17 protein-coding genes are annotated in these 15,778 nt (G+C 73.3%); 5 read left to right on the top strand and 12 right to left on the bottom strand.

The window, feature by feature from the left end; all coding sequences use genetic code 11:
- Positions 1 to 2: 2 nt before the first annotated feature.
- Positions 3 to 623, bottom strand: coding sequence for an ArsR/SmtB family transcription factor (locus HNR70_RS13190; protein ID WP_246375226.1), 621 nt, complete (start codon positions 621 to 623; stop codon positions 3 to 5).
- 233 nt (positions 624 to 856) lie between these two features.
- Here HNR70_RS13190 and HNR70_RS13185 point away from each other — a divergent pair, with 233 nt between their 5' ends.
- Complete coding sequence (locus tag HNR70_RS13185; protein WP_184326060.1) at positions 857 to 1,144, top strand: YciI family protein; 288 nt, start codon at positions 857 to 859, stop codon at positions 1,142 to 1,144.
- Between the two features lie 80 nt (positions 1,145 to 1,224).
- Here the strand turns inward: HNR70_RS13185 and HNR70_RS13180 are convergent, their stop codons facing one another.
- From HNR70_RS13180 to HNR70_RS13150, 7 genes are all read right to left on the bottom strand, one after another.
- The gene (locus tag HNR70_RS13180) at positions 1,225 to 1,839 is read right to left on the bottom strand and encodes a hypothetical protein (protein WP_246375225.1); all 615 of its coding nucleotides are present in this window, start codon (positions 1,837 to 1,839) and stop codon (positions 1,225 to 1,227) included.
- A gap of 2 nt (positions 1,840 to 1,841) precedes the next feature.
- A complete protein-coding gene (locus tag HNR70_RS13175) occupies positions 1,842 to 2,756 on the bottom strand; it encodes a LysR family transcriptional regulator (RefSeq protein WP_184326059.1) in 915 nt (304 codons plus the stop codon).
- A 128-nt stretch (positions 2,757 to 2,884) separates the two neighbouring features.
- Positions 2,885 to 4,261, bottom strand: a complete 1,377-nt coding sequence (locus tag HNR70_RS13170; protein WP_221421136.1) for an LLM class flavin-dependent oxidoreductase — start codon at positions 4,259 to 4,261, stop codon at positions 2,885 to 2,887.
- Complete coding sequence (locus tag HNR70_RS13165) at positions 4,258 to 5,298, bottom strand: LLM class flavin-dependent oxidoreductase (protein WP_312857672.1); 1,041 nt, start codon at positions 5,296 to 5,298, stop codon at positions 4,258 to 4,260. Before HNR70_RS13165 ends, HNR70_RS13170 begins: the two co-directional genes overlap by 4 nt.
- Complete coding sequence (locus HNR70_RS13160) at positions 5,295 to 6,326, bottom strand: transporter substrate-binding domain-containing protein (protein WP_184326058.1); 1,032 nt, start codon at positions 6,324 to 6,326, stop codon at positions 5,295 to 5,297. Before HNR70_RS13160 ends, HNR70_RS13165 begins: the two co-directional genes overlap by 4 nt.
- Positions 6,323 to 7,315, bottom strand: coding sequence for an amino acid ABC transporter ATP-binding protein (locus tag HNR70_RS13155; protein WP_184326057.1), 993 nt, complete (start codon positions 7,313 to 7,315; stop codon positions 6,323 to 6,325). The genes HNR70_RS13160 and HNR70_RS13155 overlap by 4 nt, the downstream gene beginning before the upstream one ends.
- Positions 7,312 to 8,406 carry an amino acid ABC transporter permease gene (locus tag HNR70_RS13150; RefSeq protein ID WP_246375224.1) on the bottom strand — a complete coding sequence of 365 codons (1,095 nt, stop codon included), beginning with the start codon at positions 8,404 to 8,406 and terminating at the stop codon, positions 7,312 to 7,314. Before HNR70_RS13150 ends, HNR70_RS13155 begins: the two co-directional genes overlap by 4 nt.
- 148 nt (positions 8,407 to 8,554) lie before the next feature.
- Between HNR70_RS13150 and HNR70_RS13145 the strand changes: the two genes are divergently transcribed.
- Positions 8,555 to 11,281 (top strand): FAD/NAD(P)-binding protein, encoded by a 2,727-nt coding sequence (locus tag HNR70_RS13145; protein WP_184326056.1) that lies wholly within the window; start codon positions 8,555 to 8,557, stop codon positions 11,279 to 11,281.
- Between the two features lie 134 nt (positions 11,282 to 11,415).
- Here the strand turns inward: HNR70_RS13145 and HNR70_RS13140 are convergent, their stop codons facing one another.
- The 4 genes from HNR70_RS13140 to HNR70_RS13125 all read right to left on the bottom strand — a co-directional run bounded on the left by HNR70_RS13140 (position 11,416) and on the right by HNR70_RS13125 (position 13,346).
- Positions 11,416 to 11,907, bottom strand: a complete 492-nt coding sequence (locus tag HNR70_RS13140; protein WP_184326055.1) for a DUF2087 domain-containing protein — start codon at positions 11,905 to 11,907, stop codon at positions 11,416 to 11,418.
- A gap of 101 nt (positions 11,908 to 12,008) precedes the next feature.
- The gene (locus tag HNR70_RS13135; RefSeq protein WP_246375223.1) at positions 12,009 to 12,467 is read right to left on the bottom strand and encodes a GNAT family N-acetyltransferase; all 459 of its coding nucleotides are present in this window, start codon (positions 12,465 to 12,467) and stop codon (positions 12,009 to 12,011) included.
- A gap of 164 nt (positions 12,468 to 12,631) precedes the next feature.
- Positions 12,632 to 12,805, bottom strand: a complete 174-nt coding sequence (locus HNR70_RS13130; protein WP_184326054.1) for a hypothetical protein — start codon at positions 12,803 to 12,805, stop codon at positions 12,632 to 12,634.
- Positions 12,806 to 12,926: 121 nt separating this feature from the next.
- Positions 12,927 to 13,346 carry an ArsR/SmtB family transcription factor gene (locus HNR70_RS13125; RefSeq protein ID WP_184326053.1) on the bottom strand — a complete coding sequence of 140 codons (420 nt, stop codon included), beginning with the start codon at positions 13,344 to 13,346 and terminating at the stop codon, positions 12,927 to 12,929.
- A gap of 121 nt (positions 13,347 to 13,467) precedes the next feature.
- Between HNR70_RS13125 and HNR70_RS13120 the strand changes: the two genes are divergently transcribed.
- The 3 genes from HNR70_RS13120 to HNR70_RS13110 all read left to right on the top strand — a co-directional run bounded on the left by HNR70_RS13120 (position 13,468) and on the right by HNR70_RS13110 (position 15,711).
- Positions 13,468 to 13,896, top strand: coding sequence for a hypothetical protein (locus HNR70_RS13120; RefSeq protein WP_184326052.1), 429 nt, complete (start codon positions 13,468 to 13,470; stop codon positions 13,894 to 13,896).
- Positions 13,897 to 14,019: 123 nt separating this feature from the next.
- The gene (locus HNR70_RS13115) at positions 14,020 to 14,268 is read left to right on the top strand and encodes a hypothetical protein (RefSeq protein WP_184326051.1); all 249 of its coding nucleotides are present in this window, start codon (positions 14,020 to 14,022) and stop codon (positions 14,266 to 14,268) included.
- Between the two features lie 150 nt (positions 14,269 to 14,418).
- Positions 14,419 to 15,711, top strand: coding sequence for a thermonuclease family protein (locus HNR70_RS13110; RefSeq protein WP_312857671.1), 1,293 nt, complete (start codon positions 14,419 to 14,421; stop codon positions 15,709 to 15,711).
- Positions 15,712 to 15,778 lie beyond the last annotated feature (67 nt).

Raw genomic sequence — 15,778 nt, 5'->3', positions numbered from 1 at the left:
GGTCAGCCTCTCTCGAGAGCGATCAGGATGGTCAGCAGGGGGATCACGCGGTCGGCGGGCAGCGCCCAGCTGCCGCGGCGCGGGGAGTGGACCCAGCTTCCGGACTGCAGGGCCGAGAGGTGGTGGTAGGCGACGCCCGTCGATCCGAGCTCGAGCTCCTCGACCAGCTGGGCGACGGTGCGCTCGCCGTCCAGCAGGTGACGCAGGATCGCCATCCTGAGCGGGTGCCCGAGCGCGGCGAGCGCGTCGGCGCGCCCGGTCCAGTCGGTCTCCAGCAGGTGCTCGGTGGGGCGCGCCCACTGGTAGTCGAGGCGCCCGGCGCCCACCTCGACCGCGCCGGTCAGGAGCACGCCGCCCGGTGCGGGCACGCGCTCCTTCAGCCCCTCGAGCGCCCAGAAGACGTCCTCGTGGGACGGGGGATCGGCAGGGCGGGCGCTCTCGTCGCGGCCGACGGGATCGCCGCCCCTGGCGGCAGTGTCTGCGATGTCTGCCCCGCCGCCGCCGAGGCGGGTTTCGAGCTGATGCACGCGCTCCTCGAGCGCGACCAGCCGGTCCTGGAGCGCGGGATCGCCGGCGCGGGCCTCGGCAGGGTCCGCAGCGGACATCCCAGCGACGTCGGACATCGCTCCTCCTTCCGATCGGCAGGGCTCCCGTGAACGAGATCCATGTTATCCGTAATTCCGGAAAAGTAAACCTTCAATGCTGGGCCCCGCCCACGGGCTACTCCGCTGCCTCGGGTCGGACGGCCCGCCCCGGGCCCGAGCGTGTGGGGGAGGATGGTCGTCAGGTCCTCCGGCCCGCGCCCTCGTCGGCCGACGGACCCCATCCTGCCCGCCGAGCGCTCCAAGGGGGAGTCATGGCCACCTTCGCCGTCCAGTACACCTACATCGACGATGCCGACCGCGTGGGGACGTTCCGACCCGAGCACCGCGCGCATCTCGCCGAGCTGCACAGCCAGGGCGTCGTGGCGCTGTCCGGGCCGCTCGCCGACGGTGCGCCGGGTGCGCTCGTGATCGTGCGGGCCGACTCGGCCGACGCCGCGCTCGCCGCCCTGGACGCCGATCCGTTCTGGCGCGAGCAGGTCATCACCGAGCGCACCGCGCGCGAGTGGACCGTCGTGGTGGGCGAGCTGCCCGAGGCCTGAGAGGTCGGCCGGTCGGCGGGGCCGGTCGGCCGCGGGGTCAGTCGGCCCGGGATCGGCCGACGGATCAGTCGGCCGACGGGTCAGTCGGCCGACGGGCTCCCGCCGCGGCGCCGCTCCTCGTCCTGGCGCCGCTGCTCCTCCTGACGGCGCTCGAGCTCCGCGGCGGTCACGGCCGTCATCACGTCCTCGCCGATGAGGACCAGCGGCAGCGCGTCCGCGCCGCCGTGCTGCTCGACGAGCGCCCGCGCCTCGGCGTCGTGGAAGACGTTCACCCACACCACCTCCTGATCCTCGCGCGGGGTGCGCACCACGGCCTGCAGCCGGGCGGACAGCGGGTTGCCCGGCGCCCACAGGATCACGGTCGCGCCCTCGTCCTTGCGGGCCAGGGCATCGGCGAGCGAGGTGTGGGGGCCGGAGCGCAGCGGGCTCGTCCAGTAGGCCATGAACAGCGCGAACAGTGCCGCGAGCAGGGCGGCGAGGCGCTGGTCGGCGAGCATCAGCAGCCCGGCGAGCAACAGCCCGCCCAGCAGCATGAGGATCGGCCGCAGCCACGCCCGCGCGGGCGCGGTGGTGGCCATCGGGGTGCGGTCGGGGTCGCTCGGGGTGCGGTCGCCTGGGGTGCGGTCGCGGGGGGCGCCTGCGTCGGGCGTCTCGGGGGTGCGGTCGCCGGGGACGGCGTCGTCGGAGGCGGCCATGCTCAGATCATCACCGCGGTGGCCAGGCGCTCGGTGGTCTCGGCGACCAGCGCGTCGCGGAGCGCGCCGACGGCGGGGATCGACAGGGCGCCGCGGCGGTTCAGCAGGCCGATCATGCGGTTGTCGAGGTCGGGGATCGCACGGACCACGAGGTCGGCGGCCGGGGCGGCCTCGAGCGCGGTCTCGGGCACGAGCGCCACGCCGCCGCCGTGGGTGATGAGCTGCTGGACCACGATGGTGTCGTCGGTCGAGTGGCGCACGATCGGGGAGAAGCCGGCCCGGCGGGCGGAGGAGATGAGGTTCGCGCGGCAGCGCTCGCAGCCGGCGATCCACTCGTCCTTGGCGAGATCGCCGAGGGTGAGGTCGGGGTCCTCGGCGTGGGGGTGGTCCGTGGGGAGGACGAGCATGACCCGGTCCTCCATGAGCGGGGTCCACTCCAGGGTGCCCTCGTCGCCGATGTCGCTGCAGGGGTAGCGGAACACGAGCGCGAGGTCGAGATCGCCCTCGCGCAGCGCGTCGACGGCGTCCGGCGGCTCCAGCTCGGAGAAGGTGACGTCGAGGTCGGGCGCGGTCTCGCGTAGCCGGTTCAGCACCTGGGGCAGGATCATCGCGGCGGCTGACGGGAAGGTCCCGAACTTCACGCTGCCTCGGCGCAGCGCCGTGATCGCCTCGATCTCCTCCTCGGCCGCGTGCAGCTGGGCGGCGATCGCCTCGGCATGCGCGGCCAGGCGCGAGCCGGCCTCGGTGGGGGTGATGCCGGAGGAGGAGCGCAGCAGCAGCTGGGTCCCGACCTCCTTCTCGAGCGCCGCGAGGTGCTGGGAGACCGCGGGCTGGGTCCAGCCGAGCTCGCGGGCGCCGGCGCCGATCGAGCCGTTGCGCACCACGGTGCGGAAGATGAGCAGGCGTCGAGGATCCATGCGCACCATCGTACCCGTGGGTGGATAGCTGTGCTTATGGGTTGGGGCACGTCGGGGGCGCGACCGTGATGGTCGCGCCCCCGAGGTCCCTCTGCCCCTGAGCGGTCAGGCCGCGCGGCAGCCAGCGGTCACAGCGGCGGCAGGCCCAGGTTCTCCCGCAGGGTGTCCCCGGCGTAGTCCTCCGGGTACACGCCCCGCTCCTGCAGGCGCGGAATGAGGTGGTCGACGATGTCGTCCAGGCCCGACGGGATCAGCCACGGGGTGATGTTCAGACCGTCGATCGCGCCGAGCGCCGCGTACTCCGCGAGCCGGTCGGCGACCGCGTCGTAGCTGCCGGTGAACTCGCCGCGGCGGGCGCCGGACTTCACGCGGGCGAACTCGAGGATGTTCTGCCCCTTCTCCTTCGCCTCCTCGCGCCAGGTGCGGGTGAGCTCCTCGGCCTTGGCGTACTGGAAGCCGGCACCCCGGGTGACCCCGGACTCCTCGACCTCCGGCGGCACGTCCGGCAACGGACCCTCCGGGTCGAACTCGGAGAGGTCCCGGCCCCAGTACTGCTCGAGCAGGGCGATGGCCTGCTCGGGGCCGATCTGCAGGTCGCGCACCCAGCGCACCTTCTCGTCGGCCTCCTGCTCGGTCTCGGCGAGGACGATCTCCGCGCCGGGGAGGATCTTCACGGCGCCCGCGTCGCGGCCCGCGGCGACGGTGCGCTCCACGATGGAGCGGCGGAAGTCGACCGCGGCGGAGAGCGAGGCGTGGGGGGAGAAGATGACGTCCGAGGTGCGGGCGGCGAAGTCCTGCCCGGCGGGGGACGCACCCGCCTGGAACAGGGTCGGGCGGCCCTGCGCGGAGCGGGGCAGGGTCCCCTCGGCGCGCACGGTGTAGTGGGCGCCGTCGTGGGAGATCTTCTCTCCGCGCCAGAACTGCTCGGCGACCTGCACGAACGCCTCGGCGTGGGTGTAGCGGTCGGCGTGGTCGAGGTAGCCGCCGCGACGGAAGTTCTCGCCCGTCCAGGCGTTGTCGGTGGTGACGATGTTCCAGCCGGCGCGGCCCCCGGAGAGCAGGTCAAGGGTCTGCAGGCGGCGGGCGAGGTCGACCGGGTCGTTGAACGTGGTGTTCTGCGTGGCGACGAGACCGATCTTGGAGGTCACCGCGGCGAGGGCGGAGAGCAGGGTCTGCGCGTCGGGGCGCCCGGCGACGTCGAGCTCGAAGGGCACGCCGCGGTGCTCGCGCAGGCGCAGCCCCTCGCCGAGGAAGAACGCCGCGAACTTGCCGCGCTCGGCGGTGCGGATCAGGGACTCGAAGGACTCCCACGCCACCTGGTCGCCGCTCTCGGGCAGGCGCCAGATGGTCGAGGAGTTCACGCCCTGGAAGAACACGCCGAAGGCGAGCTGCCCGGTGGGGGTGTGCTCGGGGTGGATCGGGTGCTCGGCGGTGCCGGTGGCGAGGGCGCGCGCCTCCTCGGACAGCTCCGGGGCGGTCGGGAGGGGCCAGTGGCCGGCGGTCATGCGGACTCCTTCGAGGTCAGGCGGGCGCGGTCGGAGCGACGCACAGGATCTGCGACGTGGGGGGCGGGCGCGAGGCCCAGCTGGGTGCGCAGGTCGACGCCGGCCGACGGGACCGGGGCGATCAGGCCCGCGGCGCGCAGGTCCGCGGCGAGCGCCTGCACGGTGCCGAGCGGATCGGCGTCGAGGTCCAGGCCCGTCAGGCGCACGAGGCGAAGCGCGGGCTGCCCCTCTCCGGCCTGCCCGTCCTCTGCGCCCGAGAGGGCGGTCTCGAGGGCGGAGCGCACGGCATCGGCGCCGGCGGCGAGATCGACGTCGAGCACGCGCCCGTCGGCCGCGGCCGTCGCCGCCTCGCCCACAGCCTCGCGGTCGGTGTCCGCGACGAGCACGGGCAGCAGGCCCTGCGGGGAGCGGGGGGTGATGGCGGGGCCGCGCACGGAGAAGGTCTCCGCCCGGGCGTCCGCGTACTGCAGGCGCGAGGCGTCGAAGTACAGGCCCTTCTCGGTGTCGCGCACCACGGCGTCGTCGGCCCAGGAGTCCCAGACCAGGCGGGCGGCGGCGAGCACGTCGGCCGCCTCGCGGGCGGTCTGCTCGAGGCTCAGCAGCTCACGGCCGACGGTCGGCGGGACGGCCGGGTCGGTCTCGGCGAGCAGCAGCCAGCCGGCGCGGCCGTGGCTGATGTGGTCCAGGCTCATCAGCTGGGTCGCGAGGTGGAAGGGCTCGACGTAGATCGCGTCGGTGCGGGGCAGCAGGCCCACGCTGCGGGTCAGCGGCGCGAGGTGGGAGGCGACGTGGATGGGGTGCAGGCCCCCGTCGCTGAGGGTCAGCGCGCCCACTCCCGCGTCCTCGAGGCCGCGGGCGAGCTCGGCGAGGGAGCCGAGCAGCTCGGGGGTCGTGACGAGGTCGACGGCGAGGACGGGCAGGGTGCGACCCTGCGCGTCCGAGGCCGCGCCGGCCGCGGCGGCGGAGTCGGTGGTGGGGGCGTCGGTGGTGGTCACAGGGGCGCTGTTCTCCTTCTCGGTGGTGGCGGCGACGGTCACGGGTTCTCCTTGGTGTGGGCGCGGGAGGAGGGCAGGGCCTCGTCGCTCAGCAGCCAGCGGTCGAGGACCTGGGCATAGGTGCCCTCCTCGATCAGGGCGTTGAGCGCGGCAGCATAGGGCTCGGCCAGGCCGCTGCCGCCGGGGAAGGTCGCGGCGACCAGGGTCTCGTCGGGCCAGCCGGCGTTGATGCGGCCCTGCAGCTCCATGTCGTCGCGGCGGTCGGCGACGAAGCTCAGCGAAGCGTAGGGGGCGATGTAGCCGTCCACGCGGCCGGAGCCGAGGGCGAGCAGGGTGTCGGCCTCGGTGGAGTAGTTCTTCAGCTCCGCCGGCTCCTTGCCCGCGGCGACGAGCTCGGCGTTCCAGTCGGTGAGGATCCGCTCCTGGTTGGTGGCGGCGCCCACGGCGATGATGCGGCCGGAGAGGGAGTCGGCGTCCTCGAGCCAGAAGTCCGCCCCCTTCTTGACCAGGAAGGACATGTAGGCGGCGCGGTAGGAGGCGAAGTCGAACTTCTGCAGGCGCTCGGCGTTGATGCCGATGTTGGAGTGGACCACGTCGAACTCGCCGGCCTCGAGCTTCAGCGGCCAGTTCTCCCAGGTGGTGGTGCGCAGGTCGAACTCGAGCCCGAGCTTGTCGGCGACGATGCGCGCGATGTCGATCTCGGAGCCGATCAGGGTCTGGTTGTCGTCGGCCAGGAACGTCAGCGGCGCCGAGCCGGTGCCGTTGACGCCCACGCGCAGCACGCCGGCCTCGGCGATCTCGGGCGGCAGCAGGGCGGCGACCGACTCGTCGGGCGTGGAGCGGATCAGCTCCTGGGTGCCGGTGGTGTCCACGGAGCCGGCGCTCTCGCCGCCGCCGTCGGAGGCGGAGGATCCGCCGCCGTCGCTCGCGGCCGCGGCACCGCCGCCGGTCGCGGTGGGGGCCGGATCGGAGCAGGCGGCCAGCAGGCCGAGCGGCAGCAGCAGGCCGGAGGCGGCGACGGAGCGACGGGAGAGGCGGCGCGGGGCAGGACGGGTGGTGCGGGGGTTCATGACTGGTCCTCGGAGGATCGGGGGAGGGCGGGGGAGGCGGGGGTGGGGACGGGCTCGTCGAGGTCGGGCTGCTCGGTGCTCGGCTGCTCCGTGCCGGTGCGCACGCGCTGGAGGAAGGTGCGGGTGCGCTCGTGGGAGGGATGGTCGATGACCTGGGAGGGCGGTCCCTGCTCGACGATCACGCCGCGGTCCATGAACACGACCGTGTCGGCCACGTCCCGGGCGAAGGAGATCTCGTGGGTGACGATCACGAGGGTGGTGCCGGCGCGGGCCAGGTCGCGGATCACGGCGAGCACCTCCTCGACCAGCTCCGGGTCCAGCGCGCTGGTCGGCTCGTCGAACAGCAGCACCTTCGGCTCGAGCGCGAGGGCGCGGGCGATCGCGACGCGCTGCTGCTGGCCGCCGGAGAGCTGACGGGGGTAGACGTCGAGCTTGTCCTCCAGGCCCACGAGCGCGAGCAGCTCCCGGGCCCGCGCCTCGGCGGCGGCCTTCGGGACGCCGAGGGCGCGGCGGGGCGCCTCGGCGACGTTCTGCACCGCGGTCATGTGGGCGAAGAGGTTGAAGCTCTGGAACACCATCCCGATGGCGGTGCGCTGGCGCAGCACCTCCTTCTCGTGCAGCTCGTGCAGCAGGTCCCCGTCGCGGCGGTAGCCGATGATCTCTCCGTCCACGCTGATCAGGCCCTGGGTGACGGGCTCGAGGTGGTTGATGGAGCGCAGCAGGGTCGACTTGCCCGAGCCCGAGGGGCCCAGGATCGCCGTGACCGAGCCGGGCGGCAGGGTCAGGTCGATGCCGCGCAGCACCTCGAGGTCGCCGAAGGACTTGCGCACCCCGCGGATCTCGATGAGCCCGCCGCGGGCGGCGGGGGCGTCGGCCGGCGGGGTGCCGGCCGACGGGGCGGGCGTGAGGGAACCGGCCGACCGGTCCGGCGCGGGGGTGCCGACGGCGTCATGGCCCGTGCGGCGGCGGAGCAGGGACAGCGGGCTCATGCGGAGGCTCCCGAGGGGGTGGGACGGAGGCGGGCGAGACGGGTGCGGACCTGCTGCAGCGGAGTGGGCGGCAGGGTGCGCACGGCGCCCTTGGAGTAGTGGCGCTCGATGTAGTACTGCGCGATCGACAGCGCGGAGGTGATGACGATGTACCAGACCGTCGCGACCAGCAGCATCGGCAGCACCTGCTGGGTGCGGCCGTAGATCAGCTGGACGGTGAAGAACAGCTCGGCGTGGGCGAGGACGTACACGATCGCAGTGCCCTTGACCAGGCCGATGATCTCGTTGAACGCCGTGGGCAGGATCGCCCGCATCGCCTGGGGCAACACGATGCGCAGTGAGCGGTCGCGGGCCGGGATGCCCAGTGCGCTCGCCGCCTCGAGCTGACCCTGGTCGACCGACAGGATCCCGCCGCGGATGAGCTCGGCCGCATAGGCCGCCTGGTGCAGGCCCAGGCCCAGGACCGCGGCCAGCATCGGGGTCATCAGGTCGCTGGTGCGCGCATCGACGAAGGTCACGTCCGTCAGCGGGATGCCGAGGGTGACGCGCTCGTAGAGGTAGCCCAGGTTGTACCAGAGCAGCAGCTGGACCAGCAGGGGCGTGGAGCGGAAGATCCAGGAGAACGTCCAGCTCACCGACGAGATCAGCGAGGACGGGGACAGCCGCATGAGCGCGAGCACCAGGCCCAGGCCGAAGCCGACGGCGCCGGCGAGCGCGGTGAGCTTCAGGGTCTCCAGCAGTCCGCGGATGATCGACTCGGCGAAGAACCACTGCGCCACCACGCCCCACTCCCAGCGAGGGTTGGTGACGAAGGAGTAGAGCACCAGGGCGACGAGCAGGCCGACGACCACCGCGAGGACCACGCGGCCCGGATGCTTCGCGGGGACCACCTTCAGCCGCGAGAGCTCCGCGTCGGAGACGGCGGTGATCGCGCCGGGACGGGGCCCGTCGCCGGAGCCGCTGCCGGAGCCGTGGGGGTCCGCGCCGTGGGGAGTGGAACCGGACGGGCCCGACATGACGTCGGACCCCATCGCGGCATCGGTCGCGGGGGTGCGACGCGCGGTGTCGTGGGTGACGACGGAGGAGGTCATGTCTGTGCCTTCCGTGACGGTGCGTGAACCGTGATGCGGTCCGGGGTTGCAGAGGCAGACGATATTAGTGAATCTAATGGAGATGCAAGGTGCTCACTATGAGTGGTCATGCAGCGACATAGATGCACGTCAGAAGGGACCCGACCGGATGAACTCCCGGATCAGCGCAGGCAGCGGGACGGCCGCCCAGGGCGCCGCCGCCAGTGCGCCCACCCGCCTGGTGATCGTCGGCGGCGGACCCCGCGCCATCGGCGTGGTCGAGCGCCTCGGCGCTAGCGCCGCACAGCCCGAACATGCCTCCCAACTGGAGGAACGCCCTCTCCATATCGACGTGATCGACCCCCACATGCCCGGCTCCGGCCGCATCTGGCGGGCCGACGAGTCCGGTCTTCTGCTGATGAACTCCCGCGCGGCCGATGTGTCGATCTTCACGGACGAGACCGTCGAGATCGCCGGCCCCGTCGTCGCGGGGCCGTCGCTCGCCGAATGGGCCGACGGGATCCGCCGCGGCGAGATCGCCGCGCCCACCGCTGGCACCGAGCGCCTCGAGGAGATCAAGGCCCTCGGTGAGACCGACTTCGCCAGCCGCCGCGTCCAGGCCCTGTACCTGGAGTGGTTCTTCGGCCAGGTCCTCGCGGCGCTGCCCGGAACGGTGTCGGTCACCGTGCACCGCACCATCGCGACAGGGGTGCGCCGCGGCCGGGCCAACGGCGCCGGGTCGGGGGATGCGGCGTGGACCGTCGCCCTCGAGGACCGCGCCCCGCTCCCCGCGGACCTGCTCCTGCTGGCCGCCGGGCACACCGACTCGCGCCCGTCGGCCGCGCGCCACGAGCTGGCCGCCTTCGCTCGCCGCCACGGCGGCGCCTACCTGCCGCCCTCCCAGGCGAACGACGCGCGCCTCGAGCAGCTCGGAGAGGGCGAGGACGTCATCGTGCGCGGCATGGGGCTGGGGTTCATCGACCTCATGGCCCTGCTCACCGAGGGCCGCGGCGGAGAGTTCACGCCCGCCCCGCGCCCGGACGACCCAGGCCGCCTCGAGTACACCGCCTCCGGCCTGGAGCCGCGCCTGTGGGTGGGCTCCCGTCGCGGCGTGCCCTACCACTCCAAGGTCCGCGCCGAGGGTGAGCCCACCGGCCTGACCGCCTTCCAGCACGTCACCGCCGAGAACCTCGCCGCCCGTGAGGACGAGCGCGGCCTGCTGGACTTCCGAGCCGACGTGCTGCCGCTGATCGCCGCGGAGATCGCCGCACAGGTCCCCGGCGCCCCCGCCCCCGTCGAGGGCGAGGAACCGCTCGCGTGGCTGGACGATCCGCTGGCCTGGCTGGACGGTGAGGCCGACCACCAGGTCACCCGCGACGCCGTGGTCCGCTACATCGAGGCGGACCTGCGCGAGCGCACCCACGGCGACGTCACCCCCGCCCGCACCCTCTTCCAGCTGCTCCTGCGCCTGCACGGCGCGCTCGTGGACCAGCTGCCCGCCTCGCGGCTGCGCGAGGAGTCCCGCGGCGACTACCCCCGCTGGTGGCACTCCCTGTTCAGCTTCGTCGACTCCGGACCGCCCCCGCATCGCCTCCAGCAGCTGCTCGCCCTCGAGCGCGCGGGCGTCGTCCGCTTCCTCGGACCGCGCACCCGCGTGCGCGCCGACGACGCCACCGGCCGCTTCATCGCCCGCGGCGGCGCCGGCACCGAGGTCTCCGCGACCGCGCTCGTGGACGCGTTCCTGCCCGAGGCGTCCCTCGCCGAGTCCACCAACCCCCTGCTGCGCGACCTCGTCGCCGGCGGTGGGGCGGCGGTGGGGCGCGAGTCCGCCGCGGCCCCGGGCGCCCTGGATGTGGACGACCACCACCGCGTGATCGCTCCCGACGGCACCGTGCAGCCGCGCCTGTGGGCGGTCGGCCCGTGGACCTCCGAGCTGCCCATCGGTGCCTTCGCCCGCCCCCGCACCAATGCTCCCTGCCATCGACGGAACGACGCGCTGGCCCGCGAGCTGCTCGACGCCGCCTCCCGCGGTCGCGAGGGCGCTCCGGGCGCGGCCGACGAGGGCTCGGCAGGCGGGACCTGGGACGATGTGGACGCTCACGTGGCCTCCGATCTCGCCGGCCTCGATGCGCCCGCTGCCGCGACCGCGCTGCAGTCCGCGGCGCACGGCCGGCCCGAGGACTCCGCGTGGCGTCGACAGGCGGTGCTGGCCGGGGTCACGGCGCTCGCACCCCGCGGCCTCCGCACCCCGCGGCTGGGTCTGCTGGGCCCGGGAAAGATCGGCACCGCGCTCGCCCGCACGGCCCTGCGCGCAGGTCTCGAGGTGCACGTGTCCGGCCGCGCGGCCGCGCCCGTGCTCGCCGCGAAGCTGCCCGGCGCCGTCCCGACCCCGCTCGCGGACCTCGCCGCCACCAGCGACATCGTGCTGCTCACGGTGCCGCTGCACGTCGCACTCACCCTCGACCCGGCCGCGCTCCACGGTGCGATCCTGGTCGACGTCACCAACCCCTGGGGCGAGGCGGACGCCGCCGCCGTCACCGCCGCGCGGGACGCCGCCGGGGATGTGCACGGGGAGCTGTCCACCTCCGAGCTGCTGGCCCGCCACTTCACCGGCGCGACCGTCGTGAAGGCCCTGAACCACATCGGCTACCACGACGTGGAGGACCACGGCCGCCGCGCCGAGCACCCCGAGCGCCGCGCCATCGCGGTCGCCTCGGACGACGCCCGCGCCGCGGAGGCTGTGAGCCGGATCCTCGACCGCCTCGGCTACGACGCCGCGCTGCTCGGCTCCCTCGCCGCCGGTCGGCAGATCGAGCCGGGGGAGGGGCTGTTCAGCGGCTGGACCACCCGCGCCGAGCTGCGCAGCCGCTATGAGGAGCTCGCCCGCGTGGCGTGAGGGGAGCGCCTCCGGGCGCCGCGGGCGTCCGCTCTGGTCCGCAGCTCAGATCGGTCGATTCCGTTCCAGTTCTGGGCCGGATCTGGAACGGAATCGACCGATCTGCGGCAGGGCGCGGGGTCCTCCGCCGAGCGTCATTGGTCGGCAGCGAGCCAGTAGGAGCCGCCGTCCGCTGTGCGTGCGAGCACCCCGGCATCCACGGCATCGCGCCGCACTACCGGCACGTTCGCCGTGAACATCGCCAGCGCCGCGTTCAGCTCCGGCTCCCCGAGCCGGCGTCCCGGTCCGACCCGCTCGAACACCGTGCGCACGATCCGGCAGCTCACCTCTCGGCTCTCCTCGATGTCCACCGGCAGCTCCTCCAGCCGGCCCACCTCCAGCAGCACCTGGTCCGAGCGCAGGAACCCCAGGGACTCCGCCGTGGCCCGCACGGTGTCCAGGTCGATCCGTCCCTCGGCATCCAGCCAGTCCAGTGCGGACAGCGGGCCTCGCACCCCCGGGTCCTCGTCGACCGCGGATCCGGTGAGTCGCGCGCCGAGCCCGGCGCGGAGCGTCGGGGCCGCCAGCATGGCGAACAGCATCCGGGCACGGGCGAGCGCGCCGTCGAGGTCGGAGGAGAGAGCCATGGTCACCGCGTTTCAGATCCTGGAAGAGCTGCCATCCTGACATGGAGACTCACTGTCGGGGCAGGGCTGCGATGCTCCCCGTCGGGTGCGGGGCAGCGGCGTCAGGGAAGGGTCTTCTCCATCCACTCGTCGGTCTCGGTGGCGGTGCGGGTGGCGCCCTCCGCACCGACATAGTCGTACGTGGTCGTCGTGCGCTCGCCTGTCGGCCGTAACCCGAGCCGCTCGTAGAGCGCGCGTGCCGACGGGTTGTCGACCCCGACACCGAGGCGCAGACCGCCGGCGGGCGCCGCCCGCCGTTCCGCCTCCCTCATCAGCGCGGAGCCGATGCCGTGGCCGCGGTGCGGCGCGAGCACGCCGACGTTGCACACCTCGGGGATCACGCCGTGGACCAGCTGAGCGACACCGACGGGAGCTCCGTCGAGCAGAGCGACCAACAGCGTGGTGCGGCCCTCGTCCATGCTCCGTCGCCATGCCGGGACAGCTGATGCCCAGACGGGGATCGAGTCGGCCATGAACTGCGCAGTCGTGTCGTCCAGCGTGGTGATCGTGAGGTCGGGCATGGCCGTGACCGTATCTGTGACCGGACGCCAGGCTCAACGCCTTTTGCGCTGTCCGCGTCCACCCCGAGCTGCCTGCTCGGTGCGCATCCCTGGGGGAGCGGCCGGGCAGTCCTCGATACCTCCTGATACTTGACGCCATCTATACGAAGGTGTCGGCACCGAGGTCAGATCTCGAACTCCTCAACGCCGCCCGCGCTCTTCGCGGCAGACTCCCGCTCCTCTCGCTCCTCCCGCTCCTCCCGCTCCTCCCGGGCCCGGCGCACGTGCGAGCGCGCATGCGCGAGCGCGTCGTCGAAGGTCTCGAACAGGTGGTGCTGGTGGCGCAGGGCGCGCAGCACGCCCACCTTGCGCAGCAGCTCCGAGTGGCGGGCGCCTCGCGGGCTCGCTCGCCGGCGGTGCGCGGCGCGGGCTCGGGCGCGAGAATCGACGGGTCGAGGGTGGGCCGGGACGCGGGGGCGCTCATGCGCCGGCCCCTGTGGAGGCGGGCTCGGCCGACGGGGACTCCACGGGCTCCGACGGGGCGCCGGGCAACGCCGGGAGGTCCTCCGCGTCGCCCAGCAGGTCGTTCTCCGCGGAGAGGATCCCGATGAGCAGCTCGCGGGCGACGGCGAGCAGCTCGGCGGTGCGCCGGTCGGCCAGGCGGTAGTAGACGTGGCTGCCGCGCCGCTCGGAGATCACCAGGTGGTGGCGGCGCAGCACGGCGAGGTGCTGGGAGAGGTGGGAGGCCTCGAGCTCCGTCTCCTGCTGGAGGCTCGCGACAGAGACCTCGGGAGCGGCGGAGAGCAGCTCGAGGATCCGGATGCGGAAGGGGTGGGCGAGGCCCTTGAAGAGGTTCGCCTTGATCTCGTACAGGGGGCGCTGGGCGCGGGATAGCGGCATGATGAAGTCATCATATCGACGGGTGCGGCGAAGGGAAGGCCTGTGGGCGGACCTCGCGCGGCAGGGGGACCGGGCGGCCGATCCTCTGGGGCGGCGGCGCCGTCACGCCTAAGGTGTTCGCATGGGGAATCGATGGGGATCAGAGAGTCATGACCCGGAGGGCGACCCCTCCTGGCTCGGCGGCAAGGGCCGCGGGCGCGCGGGGGTCGGCGGCCCGGGGAGCGGGGGCGCGGCCGACGGGGGCTGGTCCTCGGACTTCACCCCGGACAGTGCGCAGACCGCCGAGGGGCGGAGTGTGCCCGAGGAGTCCGCGCCGCGCTTCGGCGAGTTCACCGGTGACCAGGCCCGGAGCAGCAGGCGCACCCGTCAGCCCCAGGGCCGGCCGAGTACCAAGGAGCTGATCTCGGCCCTCGTCTCGATCGTCGTGCTGATCGTCATCGCGTTCACGTTCTACCGCTCGGGCTGGAACGCCTGGTGGCTGATCTTCGTCGTCGGCATCCCGCTCGTCCGGCGCATCGCGAACCTCGCCTCCCGCTACTTCGGGGACTGAGCGCGCCCCCTGCGCACACTGGTCTCGCCCTCTACGCTGGTGGGCATGGGGAATCGTCGGGGAAACGATGCGCAGGGGCCGGGTGACGGGCCGCACTTCGGGCAGTTCACGGGGGAGGGGGCCGTGGGTGGCACGAGGCCGTCGTCGCGGCGCTGGGAGCTCACCCCGTTCGAGCGGAAGCTGGCGATCGGCGTCTACCTGGTCCTCCTCGCCGTCCTGATCTGGCTCGGCTTTCAGGGATGGCTGGACAACAGATTTCTGACCCTCATCCTCGTGGTCGCCGGCGCCCCGCTCGGAGCGGGCCTCCGGAAGCTCCTGCGGAAGTCGAGGGATGAGGACGAGACTGACCCGGTGATGAAACGGAACTTCTGAGCGACTATCCGTCGTCACCTCTGTGGGTCCGCTTCTGCGGTCTGCCCCGCCCCCCTTGCCCGCTCTGCGCCTTGGACTCGAAGCTCGAATGTCCGACCGCTCGCCGATACTTGATCCGTCAAGTGTCAGGGTCTGCGGAAGGCGGATGCGGTGGTGGCGGGCGGAAAGCACACCCGAGGGCAGCACGGGGCGGTCGGCACCGGGACGCGGCGGGGCGTTCTCGCGACCCTCGTGGCCGGGGTCGTGGTGGTCGGTGCGGTGGCGGCCGGTGCCGTGGGTGGGATCGGCGGTGACGGCCGGGGAACCGTGGTGCGCGTGGTCGACGGGGACACCCTCATCGCGGACATCCGCGGCGAGGAGACGACGATCCGCCTGCTGAACATCGACACCCCCGAGACGAAGGACCCAGACCAGCCCGTGCAATGCCTGGGCCCGGAGGCGAGCGAGTTCCTCGCCGAGCGACTGCCCGCGGGTACCGAGATCGAGCTCGAGTACGACCAGGAGCGCACCGACCGCTACGGCCGCACACTCGCCGGCGTGTTGGAGTCCGACTCGCTGGTCAACGCCGAGATCGCCGCGGCCGGGCTGGGCGTGCCCGTGCTCTTCGAGCCGAACGATCGCTTCCTGCCCGAGGTCGAGGAGGCCGCCTCGACGGCGCAGGCCGACGGGCTCGGGCTGTTCGCCGCCGACATCGCCTGCACGATCCCTGCGCAGATCGCCGAGGTCGCCCAGGCGGCCGACGGGATCCCGACCACCGTCGAGGGTGATCCGGCGGGTCCCCTCGCCGAGGCCGCGACCGTCGTCGAGGACGCCGACGCGCTCGTCGCGGGGCTGGCCGACGACGGGCTGCCCGGGCTCGGCAATGCCGTCCTCGCCGCGCCGCTGATGGCGCAGTACATGTCGGAGCGCCGTGAGGAGGCCGGCGACGTGCTGGAGCGCGGCACCACCGGCCACGAGCGGATGCAGGAGGCGAAGACCGCCTACGACGAGGAGCAGGAGCGCCTGCGCAAGGAGAAGGAGGAGCGCGAGCGCCGCGAACGCGAGGAGCGCGAGCGGCAGGAGCGCGAAGAGCGCGAGCGCGAGGAGCAGGAACGGGAAGAGCGCGAGGAGAGGGAGCGGAAGGAGCGCGAGAGGAAGGCACAGCAGCAACCGGCTGCGTCCTCCTCCGGGTCCTCCTCCTCCGGGAAGTCCGGCGGCAGTTCGTCCGGCTCCTCGTCCGGTTCGTCCATCGGATCCTCTTCCGGCTCCGGTACGTCCTCGGGCTCAAGCTCCTCTGGCTCCGGCTCGTCGGGCGGGTCCTCCTCCGGGAAGTCCTCCTCGGGCGGCTCCTCCGGTTCCAGCTGCGTCCCGTACGGCCCGGAGATCCTCTACTCCGACGACGGCGGGTACACCGGCAAGCGCTACGGCATGCCCGGCGGCAAGACCTTCCGCAAGTGCTCCTGAGCACCGTCTGCCGCCGGATCGCCGCCGCAGCGGCGACCCGGCGCGAACGGCTCAGGCGTGCCGGAGG

The sequence above is a fragment of the Brachybacterium aquaticum genome (genome assembly GCF_014204755.1).
GTDB classification, from domain to species: domain Bacteria; phylum Actinomycetota; class Actinomycetes; order Actinomycetales; family Dermabacteraceae; genus Brachybacterium; species Brachybacterium aquaticum.
This window is presented reverse-complemented; position numbering and strand designations above follow the sequence as displayed.

Coding starts and splice junctions, on each gene's coding strand:
- HNR70_RS13190 (WP_246375226.1), bottom strand. CDS start 623: ATGTCCGACGTCGCTGGGATGTCCGCTGCGGACCCTGCCGAGGCCCGC.
- HNR70_RS13185 (WP_184326060.1), top strand. CDS start 857: ATGGCCACCTTCGCCGTCCAGTACACCTACATCGACGATGCCGACCGC.
- HNR70_RS13180 (WP_246375225.1), bottom strand. CDS start 1,839: ATGGCCGCCTCCGACGACGCCGTCCCCGGCGACCGCACCCCCGAGACG.
- HNR70_RS13175 (WP_184326059.1), bottom strand. CDS start 2,756: ATGGATCCTCGACGCCTGCTCATCTTCCGCACCGTGGTGCGCAACGGC.
- HNR70_RS13170 (WP_221421136.1), bottom strand. CDS start 4,261: ATGACCGCCGGCCACTGGCCCCTCCCGACCGCCCCGGAGCTGTCCGAG.
- HNR70_RS13160 (WP_184326058.1), bottom strand. CDS start 6,326: ATGAACCCCCGCACCACCCGTCCTGCCCCGCGCCGCCTCTCCCGTCGC.
- HNR70_RS13155 (WP_184326057.1), bottom strand. CDS start 7,315: ATGAGCCCGCTGTCCCTGCTCCGCCGCCGCACGGGCCATGACGCCGTC.
- HNR70_RS13150 (WP_246375224.1), bottom strand. CDS start 8,406: ATGACCTCCTCCGTCGTCACCCACGACACCGCGCGTCGCACCCCCGCG.
- HNR70_RS13145 (WP_184326056.1), top strand. CDS start 8,555: ATGAACTCCCGGATCAGCGCAGGCAGCGGGACGGCCGCCCAGGGCGCC.
- HNR70_RS13140 (WP_184326055.1), bottom strand. CDS start 11,907: ATGGCTCTCTCCTCCGACCTCGACGGCGCGCTCGCCCGTGCCCGGATG.
- HNR70_RS13135 (WP_246375223.1), bottom strand. CDS start 12,467: ATGCCCGACCTCACGATCACCACGCTGGACGACACGACTGCGCAGTTC.
- HNR70_RS13125 (WP_184326053.1), bottom strand. CDS start 13,346: ATGCCGCTATCCCGCGCCCAGCGCCCCCTGTACGAGATCAAGGCGAAC.
- HNR70_RS13120 (WP_184326052.1), top strand. CDS start 13,468: ATGGGGAATCGATGGGGATCAGAGAGTCATGACCCGGAGGGCGACCCC.